Origin of the sequence: Streptomyces sioyaensis, assembly GCF_004122735.1 — a bacterium.
GTDB classification, from domain to species: Bacteria; Actinomycetota; Actinomycetes; order Streptomycetales; family Streptomycetaceae; genus Streptomyces; species Streptomyces sioyaensis.
Window position 1 is genome coordinate 41,460 of sequence record NZ_SDIF01000029.1, and the last position, 13,558, is coordinate 55,017.

The 13,558-nt window shown below is 72.7% G+C and carries 9 protein-coding genes and 1 pseudogene; 4 read left to right on the forward strand and 6 right to left on the reverse strand.

The annotated features are described in order from the left end of the window. Positions 1-140: 140 nt before the first annotated feature. On the forward strand, positions 141-980 hold the full coding sequence (locus EST54_RS13245) for a (2Fe-2S)-binding protein (protein ID WP_129247804.1): 840 nt from the start codon (positions 141-143) through the stop codon (positions 978-980). Positions 981-1,016: 36 nt separating this feature from the next. Here EST54_RS13245 and EST54_RS13250 read toward each other — a convergent pair whose 3' ends face one another. From EST54_RS13250 to EST54_RS36340, 3 genes and pseudogenes are all read right to left on the reverse strand, one after another. Beyond that, positions 1,017-1,226 carry a hypothetical protein gene (locus tag EST54_RS13250; protein ID WP_129247805.1) on the reverse strand — a complete coding sequence of 70 codons (210 nt, stop codon included), beginning with the start codon at positions 1,224-1,226 and terminating at the stop codon, positions 1,017-1,019. Between the two features lie 92 nt (positions 1,227-1,318). Next, positions 1,319-2,860, reverse strand: a complete 1,542-nt coding sequence (locus EST54_RS13255) for an FAD-binding oxidoreductase (RefSeq protein ID WP_129247806.1) — start codon at positions 2,858-2,860, stop codon at positions 1,319-1,321. A 33-nt stretch (positions 2,861-2,893) separates the two neighbouring features. Continuing rightward, positions 2,894-3,303: pseudogene (locus tag EST54_RS36340) on the reverse strand (hypothetical protein); the annotation flags it as partial. Between the two features lie 788 nt (positions 3,304-4,091). Between EST54_RS36340 and EST54_RS13265 the strand changes: the two are divergent. After that, complete coding sequence (locus tag EST54_RS13265; RefSeq protein WP_129247808.1) at positions 4,092-5,174, forward strand: DUF2637 domain-containing protein; 1,083 nt, start codon at positions 4,092-4,094, stop codon at positions 5,172-5,174. Between the two features lie 39 nt (positions 5,175-5,213). Here the strand turns inward: EST54_RS13265 and EST54_RS13270 are convergent, their stop codons facing one another. Continuing rightward, positions 5,214-5,687 (reverse strand): ATP-binding protein, encoded by a 474-nt coding sequence (locus EST54_RS13270; RefSeq protein WP_239012665.1) that lies wholly within the window; start codon positions 5,685-5,687, stop codon positions 5,214-5,216. Positions 5,688-5,954: 267 nt separating this feature from the next. Here EST54_RS13270 and EST54_RS13275 point away from each other — a divergent pair, with 267 nt between their 5' ends. Then, positions 5,955-9,110, forward strand: a complete 3,156-nt coding sequence (locus tag EST54_RS13275; RefSeq protein WP_129247809.1) for an alpha-mannosidase — start codon at positions 5,955-5,957, stop codon at positions 9,108-9,110. A 135-nt stretch (positions 9,111-9,245) separates the two neighbouring features. On the opposite strand, the gene EST54_RS13280 is transcribed toward EST54_RS13275, so the two are convergent. Together EST54_RS13280 and EST54_RS13285 are read right to left on the reverse strand one after the other, a co-directional pair. Next, a complete protein-coding gene (locus EST54_RS13280; protein WP_129247810.1) occupies positions 9,246-10,988 on the reverse strand; it encodes a pyruvate dehydrogenase in 1,743 nt (580 codons plus the stop codon). Positions 10,989-11,112: 124 nt separating this feature from the next. Continuing rightward, the gene (locus EST54_RS13285) at positions 11,113-12,603 is read right to left on the reverse strand and encodes a protein phosphatase 2C domain-containing protein (RefSeq protein WP_129247811.1); all 1,491 of its coding nucleotides are present in this window, start codon (positions 12,601-12,603) and stop codon (positions 11,113-11,115) included. Positions 12,604-13,055: 452 nt separating this feature from the next. Between EST54_RS13285 and EST54_RS13290 the strand changes: the two genes are divergently transcribed. Further along, positions 13,056-13,538, forward strand: a complete 483-nt coding sequence (locus EST54_RS13290; protein WP_129247812.1) for a DUF456 domain-containing protein — start codon at positions 13,056-13,058, stop codon at positions 13,536-13,538. The last annotated feature ends 20 nt before the right edge of the window (positions 13,539-13,558 follow it).

Genomic DNA, 13,558 nt, shown 5'->3' on the forward strand with positions numbered 1-13,558 from the left:
GGCGGCGCGGGCCGCCCTGCACATCCGAACCGGCCGGGGAACCCCCGGGGGCCGCGAGGACTGGCGTTCGGCAGGCGCGGGTAAGGTCCTCGGGTAAGGTAAGGCTTACCTCTGACGCTCGCGATTCGGTGGTCTCCCCCATGACGCCTGTCCCCGCCGCTCCGCCCGCCGCCCACCCCGTCGCCGACGCCTACGCCCGGCTCTCGGAGGTCTTCCCCGGCCTGCAGGTGACCACCTGGGACGCGGCACCACCCAGCGGCGACGGCTGGGTGTGCGCGGCCGGTCTCGCGGCCGGCGGCGAGGCCCTGGAGACCTTTCTCACGCAGGACGACGCACAGATCCTCCGCGATTACGGACAGCGCGCCCGGCCGGACGTCGTCGCGAGCTTCGCCCTGCACCGCTACGCCTGGCCCGCCTGCCTGCTGATCACCCTCCCCTGGTTCCTGCACCGCCGGGTCCCGCGGCTGCCCGTGCAGGACGTGTCCTTCCAGCGGGAGCCGGGGCGGATGGCGGTGCGCATCGGCGCGTTCTGCTGCCTTCCGGACGATCCGGCGGCCGACCTGCCCGGCGCCCGGGTCGTACCGGACGAGGAGGCGCTGCGCGCGGAGGTGCGGGCTGCGGTGGCCGAGCACCTCGCCCCCGTCCTGGCCGGCTTCGCCGCGCGGACCCGGCGCGGGCCGCGGGCGCTGTGGGGCATGGCGTCCGACGAGCTCGTCGAGGGCCTGTGGTACCTGGGACATCTGCTGGGCGAGGAGCCGCGTGCGGTGGCCGCGCTGAAGCGGCTGCTGCCGGGCGCCACCGCGCCCTACGTCGGCGGTGCGGGATTCCGCGCCCTCACCGGGCCGGGCGGCGAGTCGCTACCGACCCGGGACCGCGCCAGCTGCTGCATGTACTACACCCTCCGCCCCGAGGACACCTGCGTCACCTGCCCGCGCACCTGCGACGCGGACCGCATCAAACGCCTCACTGCAACCACCTGACCCCCACGCCGCCCTTTCGGGTCGTCACATCCGAACTCAACTCAGTACGGTGCACGAGGGACGGTCCGCGTGGCCGCAGTCGCTGGTCGCCGCCGGGTCCTCGCCGCCGTGATGCGCACGGCGCCGGTGGAGGACGGCCACATCCCACCGCTCCAGTGTGTCGGCCTGCGGGGTGTCGCGGAGTCCGTCGTCGTAGGAGATGCGCAGGTGCAGCTCGGAGGGATCGCCGGGCAGCGTGCGCCTCAACCTCGACAGCCCAGCCTCACCGGTGATCAGCAAACTCGACGATCACTCCACTCCCGAGACCGCCGGCTCAAGGTGACAGTGCCTTCGGGGGATCAGGCGATGCCCTGGGCGAACGAAAAGAGTCGGTGCCGGTCGTACTTCCGCTTGACTGCGCGGAGCTTGGCGTAGTTTTCGCCGTAGTAGGCCGACTGCCAGTCCGCGAGCGACGGGTCGATGAAATTCTGGTAGCTCTCGCCGTTCGAGTACGGGTCGATAGCCCGGAAGCCGTTGTCTGCCCAGGCCTGGCCGGCCTGCTCGTCCTCGGGCGTGTACTTCGGGTCATTGAGACCGAGCGAGTAGCCAACGTGGAACTCGGTGTCGCGGTGCACGAAGGCGGTGTCCCGGCGGCCCGGCTGCTTGGCTGCGCCGCCGAGTGCGAAGAAGCTGAGGAAGCGGAACTGGCCTGCTCGCGGGTTCGCGGTGAACGCCTCCAGGGCTTTCTCCACCCCCGTGTCCGGGATGGCCGCGGAGAACAGCCGACTGCGGTCGATCGCGTAGTTGGCCCGGGGTAGCTTCGCTTCGGGCGAGTAACCGACGGTGTGGCATTGGTCGGGAGTCAGGTCCGCGCAGTGGTAGTACGACATCATCGCTTTCTGGAAGGTCTGCTCCGCCACCCCGCGGGTGGCAGGGGCACTGCCGACGTCGGCCACCAGCGCGTCCAGGACCGGCGTGAACCTGCCAGGAGTCCCGAGCCAGCCGCCGTACACCAGCAGGTCGGGGCGGCCGGTGCCGGCGTCGAGCCACTGCACGCCCATTCCGGTTCCGAGATCGCGCGGCCCCGCGATGACCCACCGCTGCCACGCGGCGATGACCCGCTGCGCGGCCTCCCACGGCCAGGTCAGGTTGAAGTTCACGAAGGTCGGCACATGGGTGGGCCGCAGTTCGAAGCTGGTCACCACGCCGAAGTTGCCGCCGCCACCCCCGCGCAGCGCCCAGAACAGGTCCCGGTTCTCGGTGGCGGAGGCGGTGACGGCTCGGCCGTCGGCGAGTACCACCCGCGCGGATATCAGCCGGTCGCTGGCCATGCCGAACTTGCGGGTCTGCCAGCCCATGCCACCGCCCTGGACGAACCCGCCCGGGCAGACCCCGGGGCACAGCCCGCTGGCCAGCGACACCCCGCGCGGAGCCAGCTTGGTCAGCGCGTCGACCTGCTGGACGCCCGGCCCCATGACCACTGTGTTCTTCGACAGCCGGACCGAGTTGAGCCGCGACACGTCCAGCACGACACCGGTGGTGGTGGAGTAGCCGGCGAAGCTGTGCCCGCCGCTGCGAGGCACCAGGCGCAGCGCGTTGTCCTGAGCGAATGCGAGCGTGGTCCGGACGTCCCGCTCGGTCGCGCAGTACGCGACGGCCTGCGGGCGGATCACATCGAACTGGCCTATCGCCAGACGCCTGGCCTGCTCGTAGGCGGCGTCGGTCGGCAGGACGAGGTCGCCGCTGAGGTGGGTGCCGAGCCTGGACCAGTCGGGGCCCGTCTTGCCCCGAGAGGCGATGCGCGAGGTCACGGCCGTCGCGGTCCCGGCGATCACCCCTCCACCTATCGCGCCGACGGCGGCTCCGGCACCCAGTCTCAGGGTGGTGCGACGGTTGAGCATGGTTCTCCCCTTGCTGGATTCATCGGGTGTGAGTGCAGGACGCAGGTGGCGCCGGCGGCGGAAGTGCGGCGAGATCTGGCTGAACACCGGCAGGAACTGTTGGGCTGCCACAGGCGGACGGAAGCCCTTCATTGCACGTTCGCGCTTCCTTGGAGTTCTCGGCGCGGTGGTGCAGTCCCTTGTGCGAACGATGCTCGACCGAGGGCATCAGGGCGCGGTGCCGCAGCCCTTCAGCATGTTGGTGACCAGTACCCGCGGTATCTGCTACTGCTTCATGAGCTGGCCAGGAGGCGCTCGGCGGCCTTGGCGTTCCGCCGGGATCGGACCAGGGTGTCTAAGACGTTGCGGAAGCTGAGCGGGAAGCGGTGGTACAGCCACACGCAACGCGAGATGACCTCCGGCGGGTACCGGAACAGCTTGTACGATGGCGACACCGCGTACACGAACAGCCCCTTCCGGATCTCCACAGCCAGCAGCGCAACGGTCGCTTGGATTCTTCAGCGGCTCGCGCTAGGGAAACCTCTAACGGTCCGCAGTTGTTCGGCGCCGAGCTCTCGGTCCGCAGGAAGCCCCGCACGGCTCTGCTACTGAGGTTTTCAGGGTGGCGTCGGTGGTGTGATGGGTAGGCCACGGTGGCCCGCAACGTCGCCGTGAACACGTTCGGCAGGGGGAAGGGGAGGTTGCCCCGCCAGCATGCAGGGGCCGCCACCAGAGTCGTTCCCGTCGACCCACTGACCGTGATGGTGACCGGCGGGGTGGTGACCCCTGTGCACGAACAGGCCGTGCCCGTCGAGGTGACCGTGTTGCGAGCCCTCCAGGACTGATGTCGTCATCAGCTCCATCGCAACCGGGACGCGGCGCGATCACGAGCGGCCGGGAGCGAGCTCTCACCTGACGGCCCGTCACGAAAATCGGCATCAGGTCAGCATCAGGGCTACTGAAGACGCCTGAAGGTGGCCACACATCGGACGCACGGTCACGCTCGCCGAGACCACCCCACGGCACGGTATGCAGACACGAATCGATGCTCGACCCCGCGCCCCGATCCCCTGCCTCACCCGCCAGGATGATCCAACTCGAACGCAACTTCTCCTCAAAGAGCGACAGTTCGATATCAAGGTGACCTTCTCGCACCCCTTGGCGCCCACTTGCTTCGAATGCCTCGGTTACGGCAGCGGCTTCCGTCAGGATGGCGCGCGAAAAGCGGACCGCGACACAAAGGGATCCCGGAATGAGAATGACCGACATATCGCTTGATTGGCTGGTTCCCGGAGCCCTGGTGCTCGTCGGCGTGCCGGTCGCGGTGGCGCTGGTGGTGCGCGGTCGGCGGGCGGCCGCACGGTCCGCCGCCGGCGACTCGTGGGAGCGCAGCGAGGAGCGCCGCCGGCGCAAGGAGACCGTCTTCGCCTCGGCCTCCTATCTGCTGCTGTTCTGCTGTGCGGCGGTCGCCGCCGCACTGTCCTTCCACGGTCTGGTCGGCTTCGGCGTACAGAACCTCAACCTCTCCGGGGGCTGGGAGTATCTGGTGCCGTTCGGGCTCGACGGCGCGGCGATGTTCTGCTCCGTACTCGCCGTGCGGGAGGCCAGCCACGGTGACGCGGCGCTCGGCTCCCGGATGCTGGTGTGGACCTTCGCGGGAGCCGCTGCCTGGTTCAACTGGGTGCACGCGCCGCGCGGCCTGGACCACGCCGGTGCGCCGCAGTTCTTCGCCGGGATGTCGCTGTCGGCCGCGGTCCTCTTCGACCGGGCGCTGAAGCAGACCCGCCGGGCAGCGCTGCGCGAACAGGGACTGGTGCCGCGTCCGCTGCCGCAGATCCGGATCGTCCGCTGGCTGCGCGCGCCTCGGGAGACCTTCGCCGCCTGGTCGCTGATGCTGCTGGAGGGCGTACGGACGCTGGACGAGGCGGTCGAGGAGGTGCGGGAGGACCGTCGGCAGAGCGAGCAGAATCGTCTGCGCAGACGCGAGCAGGGCAAGCTCGACCGGGCCAGGATCAAGGCCATCAACCGGCAGCACCGCAGCTGGGGCCGCGGCGGCCGGCAACTGGCGGTGACGCAGGCGGCGTCGGCCGCCGCGGAGGTGGCCGGCCCGGACCCGGCCATAGCCGGCGAGCCGCAGCCGCCGCTCACCGGGGAGCCGCCGGCGCACTCCCGTCCGGCCCTGAAGGCCGTGTCCGGTGCTGAGGCCGGGGGCGCCGATGCCGCTGCCGGTCCCCCGCGGGCCGTCGATCTCACCGCCGAGGACGACACCCAGACGATTCCGCGGCTGGACTCCCTGGAGGAGAAGCTCGCCGAGATCGAACGGCAATTCGGCTGACCGGTGGCGGACCGCGCCGGCCGGCGCACCCGCCCCGGGTCAGGCCGGTCCGCCGCCCAGCTCGAACCACACGCTCTTGCCGAGGCTCTCGGTGCGGATCCCCCACGCATCGGCTAAGGAACGCACCAGCATCAGCCCGCGGCCGGAGGTCCCGTCGGTGGTCGGGGCGCGCGGCTCGGGGCGCCCGGGGACGAAGTCCCGGACCTCCACCCGCAGCCGGTCACCGACCCGGGCCGTGACGACGGCACCGCCCTCGGCATGCACCAGGGCGTTGGTGACCAGTTCGCTGGTGAGCAGGGTGGCGACTTCCATGAGCTCACCGCCCCCCGGCACCGTCCAGCGGCTCAGCAGCTGGCGCAGCTCGCGGCGCACCTCGCCGACCGCCTTCAGGTCCGCATGGCGCACCTTCCGCTCCAGTACGCCCGGCGCCCGCGCGGCGCTCCCGCCGCCCCGGCTCCCCTCGATGCCGCGCTCTCCTCTGTCCCGTTCCTCGCGCCGCACAGGCTGACGCATGCTCTCCCCCGCCCCCAACGAACTTCGGCGCTCTGCCTCGAACAGCCTCACGGTCAGCATGCCCATCGGATCAGCCGCCATGCTTCCGCCCGCGGGGTCACCGGTGCACGCCCCGCGCGCCGGGTGAGCCCCCCGTGTTCCCGTGGGTATGCCTGACCCGAGCCCGTCGTGGAACCCCGCCGGACCGGGCCGCGCCGGGGGTGCTCCCCGGCCACCCGCCGGGGGCGCGCCCCCGGCGCACGGGGAGAACGAACGTGAGGAGCCGCTGTGCACGACGACCGACTGCTGGTGGAGGGGCGCCTGGAGCGGGCGCTGAGGCAGTTCATCAGGCCCGCGCAGTACGCGGCGCGGGTGCCGTTGCGGCTCTCGGTCTGGCATCCGCCGGGAGAGCCCGTCCCGGTGGGCGAGGCGCTGGAGGCCGCGTACGAACCGTTCGCGGTCGGTGAGGCGTGGGGGCCGCCGTGGTCCACCAGCTGGTTCCGGCTGGCGGGCCGGGTGCCGCAGGAGTGGGCCGGGCGGCGGGTGGAGGCCGTCATCGACCCCGGCTTCAGCGGCGACGGGCCCGGTTTCCAGGCCGAGGGGCTGGTCTACGACGCCGACGGCGTACCGCTCAAGGGCATCCATCCGCACAACCGGCACATCCCCGTGGGCGCACCGGCCGACGGCGGTGAGGAGGTCCGGCTGCTGCTGGAGGCCGCCGCGAACCCGGCGGTGCTGCGGGACTTCTCCCCCACCGACCTCGGCGATGTCCGCACCGCGCCCCGTCGGCCGCTGTACCGCTTCGCCGCGGCGGATCTCGCGGTGCTCGACGAGACCGTCTGGCAGCTGGTCCTCGACATCGAGGTGCTGTCGGAGCTGATGCACGAGCTGCCCGTGGACCGCCCGCGCCGGCCCGAGATCCTGCGGGCCCTGGAGGACATGCTGGACGCGCTCGATCTGCACGACGTCGGCGGCACGGCGGCCGCGGGCCGGGCCGCGCTGGCGGAGGTGCTCCGCCGCCCGGCCGCCGCCAGCGCGCACCGCGTCTCGGCCGCCGGCCATGCGCACATCGACTCCGCCTGGCTGTGGCCGCTGCGCGAGACCGTACGCAAGGCCTCCCGCACCTTCGCCAATGTCACCCAGCTCGCCAAGGACTACCCGGAGCTGGTGTTCGCCTGCTCCCAGGCGCAGCAGTACGCCTGGGTCAAGGAGCACCAGCCGCACATCTGGGATCGCATCAAGGAGGCCGTACGGGACGGCAACTGGGCGCCGGTCGGCTCGATGTGGGTGGAGTCCGACGCCAATATGCCCGGCGGTGAGGCGCTGGCCCGCCAGCTCGTGCACGGCAAGCGCTTCTTCCTTGAGGAGCTGGGGGTGGAGACCGAGGAGATCTGGCTGCCGGACTCGTTCGGCTACACGGCCGCCTTCCCACAGCTGGCCCATCTGGCCGGGGTGAAGTGGTTCCTGACCCAGAAGCTGTCGTGGAACCAGACCGACCGGATGCCGCACCACACGTTCTGGTGGGAAGGCATCGACGGCACCCGCGTCTTCACCCACTTCCCCCCGGTCGACACCTACAACGCCCAGTTCCACGCCCGCGAACTCGCCCACGCCGAACGGAACTTCGCCGACAAGGGCCGGGCCACCCGCTCCCTGGTGCCGTTCGGCTGGGGCGACGGCGGCGGCGGGCCGACCCGCGAGATGCTGGAGCGGGCCCGTCGGCTGCGCTCTCTGGAGGGCTCACCGCGGGTGGAGATCGAGCCGCCGGCACGGTTCTTCGCGGCCGCGCACGAGGAGTACGGTGCGACGGCGCCGGTCTGGTCGGGCGAGCTGTACCTCCAGTTCCACCGCGGTACGTACACCTCGCAGGCGAAGACCAAACAGGGCAACCGGCGCAGTGAACATCTGCTGCGCGAGGCGGAGTTGTGGGCCGCGACGGCCGCCGTACGGGCGGGTGAGGCCTCCGTACGGGCGAACGGGCGCGCCGCGTACCGCTACCCGTACGAAGCACTCGACCGCCTGTGGAAGACCGTCCTGCTGCACCAGTTCCACGACATCCTGCCGGGCTCGTCCATCGCCTGGGTGCATCGCGAGGCCCGGGAGACCTATGCGGCGGTCGAGGCCGAGCTGACCGGGATCATCGAGGCGGCGATCGGCGCGCTGGACGATCCGGAAGCGGAGCCGGCGGGTCTGCCAACGGTGTTCAACGCCTCGCCCTACGACCGGGACGAGATCGTCGAACTGCCCGCGGGGGACGCGGCCCCGGGCGGACGCACCGCCGTCGCGGTCCACGTCCCGGCGCTGGGCTCGGCCGCCGTCCGCCCGCCCGGACCGGACTCCCCCACCCCGCCGCCGGCGCCCGTCCGGACCGGGACCGGCGCCGACGGCGACCTCACCCTCGACAACGGGCTGCTGCGGGTGCGGCTCGACACCGACGGGCTGCTGGTGTCCGTACGCGATCTGCACGCCGGGCGGGAGGTCCTGGCGCCTGGCGCCCGCGGCAATCTGCTGCAGCTGCACCCCGACCACCCCAACCAGTACGACGCCTGGGACCTCGACCGGCACTACCGCAACCGGCACACCGATCTGACCGACGCCGAGTCCGTCGAGCTGGCCGCGGCCGGGCCGCTGTCCGCGACGGTGCGGGTGACCAGGGCGTTCGGCGCGTCCCGGATCGTCCAGGAGCTGACCCTGCGGGCCGGCTCGCACCGCCTCGACATCCGCACCGACATCGACTGGCACGAGTCGGAAAAGGTGCTCAAGGCCGCCTTCCCGCTGGATGTGCACGCCGAACGGTCCACCTCCGAGGTGCAGTTCGGACACGTCCACCGCCCCACGCACACCAACACCAGCTGGGACGCCGCCCGTTTCGAGATCTGCGCCCACCGCTGGCTGCGGGTCGCCGAGCCCGGCTACGGCGTCGCGCTGCTCAACGACTCGACGTACGGCCATGACGTCACCCGCACCCCGCACCCCGAGGGCCTGGGCACGACGGTGCGGCTGACCCTGCTGCGCGCACCGCACAGCCCCGACCCCGAGACCGACCAGGGCACCCACCGCTTCACCTATGCGCTGCTGCCGGGCGCCGGCACCGGAGAAGCCGTCGCCGAGGGCCTGGCCCTCAACCTCCCGCTGCGCACCGCCGCCACCCCGCCCGTCCCGCCGCTGATCCGCGTCGACCACCCGGCCCTGACCGTGGAGTCGGTCAAGCTCGCCGAGGACCGCAGCGGCGATGTGGTGGTGCGGCTGTACGAGTCCCACGGCGGACGGGCGAGCGGCACCCTCTCCCCCGGCTTCCCCGTCGAACGGGCCACCGTCACCGACCTGTTGGAGCGTCCGCTGCACCGGGAGGAGGAGGGGCCGACCTCCGATCTGACGGTCGAGCTGCGGCCGTTCCAGATCCTCACGCTGCGGCTGCGCCCCCAGCACCCGCCGGCGGGCTGAGCGCGAAACCGCGCGCGGAGCCTGCGCGGAATTCAGCCACCGCCGGGCGGCGCTTCCGGCCGCCTCGCACGCCCGGCGTTCCGCTCGGAGCCGGGTCGTCCGCCACCACAGGCGATGGCCTGGGGGTGAAGCCGGCTACATCCGGGGAATGTTGCGCAGGTTGGAGCGGGCCATCTGCAGCATCCGGCCGACCCCGCCGTCGAGCACCATCTTGCCGGCCGACAGCGCGAAGCCGGAGACCATCTCCGCGCTGATCTTCGGCGGGATCGACAGGGCGTTGGGGTCGGTGACGATGTCGACCAGCGCCGGGCCCTTGTGCCGGAAGGCGTCGCGCAGTGCGCCGCGTACCTGCTTGGGCTTCTCCACCCGGACGCCGTGGGCCCCGGCCGCGCGGGCGATGGCCGCGAAGTCCGGGTTGTGGTTGGTGGTGCCGTACGACGGCAGGCCGGAGACCAGCATCTCCAGCTCCACCATGCCCAGCGAGGAGTTGTTGAACAGCACCACCTTCACCGGCAGGTCGTACTGGACCAGGGTGAGGAAGTCGCCCATCAGCATGGAGAACCCGCCGTCGCCCGACATGGAGACGACCTGCCGGCCGCGGTCGATGAACTGGGCGCCGATCGCCTGCGGCAGCGCGTTGGCCATCGAGCCGTGGCTGAACGAACCGATCACCCGGCGGCGGCCGTTGGGGCTGAGATAGCGGGCGGCCCAGACGTTGCACATGCCGGTGTCGACGGTGAAGACGGCGTCGTCGGCGGCCTCCTCGTCCAGGACGGAGGCGACGTACTCCGGGTGGATCGGGGTGTGCTTCTCGACCTTGCGGGTGTAGGCCTTGACCACGCCCTCCAGCGCGTCGGCGTGCTTCTTCAGCATCCGGTCCAGGAACGTGCGGTCCTGCTTCGGCCGGACCTTGGGGATCAGGCACCGCAGCGTCTCGCGGACATCGCCCCAGACCGCCAGGTCGAGCTTGGAGCGGCGGCCCAGGTGTTCGGGCCGGACATCGACCTGGACGATCTTGACGTCGTCGGGCAGGAACGCGTTGTACGGGAAGTCCGTGCCGAGCAGAATCAGCAGATCGCACTCGTGGGTGGCCTCGTAGGCCGCGCCGTAGCCCAGCAGGCCGCTCATGCCCACGTCGTAGGGGTTGTCGTACTGGATCCACTCCTTGCCCCGCAGAGCATGGCCGACCGGGGACTTCACGCGTTCGGCGAACTGCATGACCTCGGCGTGGGCGCCCGCGGTGCCGCTGCCGCAGAACAGGGTGACCTTCCGGGCCTCGTCGATCATCCGGGCGAACGTGTCGATCTCGGCGTCCCCGGGGCGCACGGACGGGCGCGAGGTGACCAGCGCGTGCTCGATGGCCCGCTCGGGGGCCTGCTCGGCGGCGATGTCGCCGGGGAGGGAGACCACCGACACCCCACGCTGCCCGATGGCGTGCTGGATCGCGGTCTGCAGCACCCGGGGCATCTGCTTCGTGCTGGAGATCAGTTCGCTGTAGTGGCTGCACTCGGTGAACAGCCGGTCGGGGTGGGTCTCCTGGAAGAAGGTGGTGCCGATCTCACTGGAGGGGATGTGGGAGGCCAGGGCGAGGACCGGGGCCATGGAGCGGTGGGCGTCGAAGAGGCCGTTGATGAGGTGCAGGTTGCCGGGTCCGCAGGAGCCCGCACAGGCCGCCAGCGAGCCGGTGAGCTGCGCCTCCGCTCCGGCGGCGAAGGCCGCGACCTCCTCGTGGCGGACCTGGATCCAGTCGATCGCGGAGTTCCGGCGGACGGCGTCCACCACCGGGTTCAGGCTGTCGCCGACGACGCCGTAGAGCCGCTGCACCCCCGCCCGCGCGAGGATGTCCACGAACTGCTCGGCCACGGTCTGCTTCGCCATGTCGCTGCCGCTCCTTCGACGGGTGGGTGGCTGCGGGTCCGTTTCCCATGAACCCATGCGCCGCCCCGGGGCGCCTCCGCTGGACGTCCGCCTCCGATCCGGGCCGGTCCCCGTGTGCCCCGGGCTACGCCTCCCACACCCCGACGGCCGTACGGTCCTTCGGGTGGCCCTCGACCCGCAGTTGGGCGGCGGTGAGGAAGTCCGCCAGGCCCGGCGGCTCGGGGGCGGACCATGCGGCGGCCAGCCGGGCGGCGAACGCGGGCTCCTGGTGGAGCGGTTCGGCGAATCCGGCGCTGCACAGCAGCAGGATGTCCCCCGGACGGGCGAAGGCGGTCCGGAAGAGGAACGGCTCGGGCCGCGCCGGGCTCCCGCCGGCGGCGGGCAGCGGCGGGTCGCCGGCGGCGGGCGGGTCGCCGGCGACCGCCGGGGCGTGCCGCGGCAGGTGGTCCAGAGTGGCGGGCTCCAGGTCCTGCCAGGCGCCGTCCCGCAGCCGGAAGAGGCCGCCCGCGCCGACGCCGAAGAACACCCGGGTGCGGCACTCCGGGTCGGCGGGCAGCAGCAGACAGCGCAGCGCGGCCGTGTACTGCTCCGGCGGGACGCCCCGCTCCTCCGCCCGGGCGCGCAGCTTGCCGTAGCTGCGGTCGAGGAGCCGCTGCAACCCGGATTTGAGGGCGTCGCGCTGGTCGGTACGGATGTCCTCCGCCAGTCGGGTGTAACTGCGGCCGACCGCACCGCCGATCCAGGCGCAGGCGTCGCGGGCGGCGCGCGGGGCACCCTCGACGCCCGGCAGCCCCGTGGCGACGGCGACCAGGATCAGCGCATGCCGGCCGGCCCCGAAGCGGACGGTGAGCAGCGCATCGCGGCGGACGTCGCCGCGGTGACGGGCCAGATCGCCGCGCCGGGAGGCGGCACGCAGGGTCAACGAGCCGTAACGGGCACCGTCCAGCGCGGTGTCGGGCACCAGCTCATCGAGCGCGGCGGGGTCGGCGGCGGGCAGGGGGCCCGGCTCGGGCTCGTATCCGTTCGGGCCGTAGCCGTGCGGTCCGTATCCGTTGGGATCGGATTCGTTGGGGTCGGATTCGTCGGGCTCGTAGCCGTTGGGGTCGGACCCGTTGGGCCCGTAGCCGTTCGGCTCGGATTCGTTGGGCGCGCGCCCGCCCGGATCGCGCCCGCCCGGTTCGCGCTCGTACGCGGGCGGCCGGTCTCCGGTGACGTCGGCGGGGGCGGCTGGCGGTGTGTCACCGGGCGCGCCGCGTGGGGACGGGGCGGGCCGGCGGGAGGCGGCTGCCGGGCGCGTTCCGGGGCCGGTGGACTGGAGCGGGATCGGTGCCGATGGGGCGGGCGGGGGCGGTGACGCAGCCGCAGGAGGCGGCTCCGTTCTCCCGGGCGGGCGCTGGGGCGCCCGGTCGGAGCGTCCCGGCGCCGCGAGCGCCCGGAGCGCCGACGCGACCCGGTCGTCGAGGGTGTCCGGAGCGTCGGACGGCCCGGTGTCGCCCACCGCGCCGCGCCCCGGGACGTCGTCCCCCGCGCCCCCGCCACCACTGCCGCCGCCGTCGCCGTACAGCCGCCGCCACCAGTCGTCCTCGTGGCCGCGCCCGGTCCCCTGCTGCTTCATGGACCGTATTGTTCCCGGACGGCCGCGGACCGGACAGGGCGCGAAAGAGCGTTCCCCCGTCGGGGGCAACGGGCGGCGCGGCCTTGATCGGGGCTGCCGGGGTGTCTCCGGCGGTGTCCCGCCCAGGGCCGACGGTGTCCCGCTCCGGGCCGGCGAAGTCCCCCGCGGGCACGGCTACGTTGCGGACGGTCCGGGCGGACGGTTCGGGCGGGCGGCCCGGACCGGCGGGCCGAACAGGCGGGCCGGGGCGGGCACCCGCCCGGGAGTCCGCCGGCAAGCGCTTCCGGGCCGCGTCCGGCACGCTGGGCCCATGAGAGTGTGCAGCGGACGGTCCGTCACGGGGCGTGCGCCCACCGGGAGTGAGGCCGGCGGGTGAGTGCGGGCTGCGGGCGGGCCGGGACGGGAGCCGCGCCCCGTGACGGCGGGGCCGCCGGGCGGAGCGGGGCCCGCGCATGAGTGTGTGGCAGCTGGTGGCGGTCGGCCTGGTCATGCTGCTCGGGCTGCTCGGGGTGCTGGTGCCCGGTATCCCCGGACCGCTGATCGTGTGGGCGGCCACGATGTGGTGGGCGCTGTCCGAGAAGTCCGGCCCGGCCTGGGCGGTGCTCATCGGCGCCACTGCCGTGCTGCTGCTCAACCAGGTGGTGAAGTGGCTGCTGCCGGCCCGCAATCCGCGGGCCGCGGGCGCGCCGTACCGGACCCTGTTCCTGGCGGGGGTGGCCGGCATCGTGGGGTTCTTCGTGGTCCCGGTCCTCGGGTGCCCGCTGGGCGCCGTCGGCGGTCTCTATCTGCTGGAACGGGTCCGGCTCGGCGGCCACGGCCAGGCCTGGGCCTCGACCCGTACGGTGCTGCGCGCCACCGGCCTGAGCGTGCTGGTCGAGCTGTTCGCCTGCCTGCTGGTCGCCGGGGCCTGGGCCGGGGCGGTGTCGGCGGGCTGAGGCGTCAGCCGGACCGGCCG

Excerpts from the sequence above, each read along its gene's own strand:
- EST54_RS13265 (WP_129247808.1), top strand. The coding sequence starts at position 4,092 with ATGAGAATGACCGACATATCGCTTGATTGGCTGGTTCCCGGAGCCCTG.
- EST54_RS13280 (WP_129247810.1), bottom strand. The coding sequence starts at position 10,988 with ATGGCGAAGCAGACCGTGGCCGAGCAGTTCGTGGACATCCTCGCGCGG.
- EST54_RS13270 (WP_239012665.1), bottom strand. The coding sequence starts at position 5,687 with ATGCGTCAGCCTGTGCGGCGCGAGGAACGGGACAGAGGAGAGCGCGGC.
- EST54_RS13285 (WP_129247811.1), bottom strand. The coding sequence starts at position 12,603 with ATGAAGCAGCAGGGGACCGGGCGCGGCCACGAGGACGACTGGTGGCGG.
- EST54_RS13245 (WP_129247804.1), top strand. The coding sequence starts at position 141 with ATGACGCCTGTCCCCGCCGCTCCGCCCGCCGCCCACCCCGTCGCCGAC.
- EST54_RS13290 (WP_129247812.1), top strand. The coding sequence starts at position 13,056 with ATGAGTGTGTGGCAGCTGGTGGCGGTCGGCCTGGTCATGCTGCTCGGG.
- EST54_RS13255 (WP_129247806.1), bottom strand. The coding sequence starts at position 2,860 with ATGCTCAACCGTCGCACCACCCTGAGACTGGGTGCCGGAGCCGCCGTC.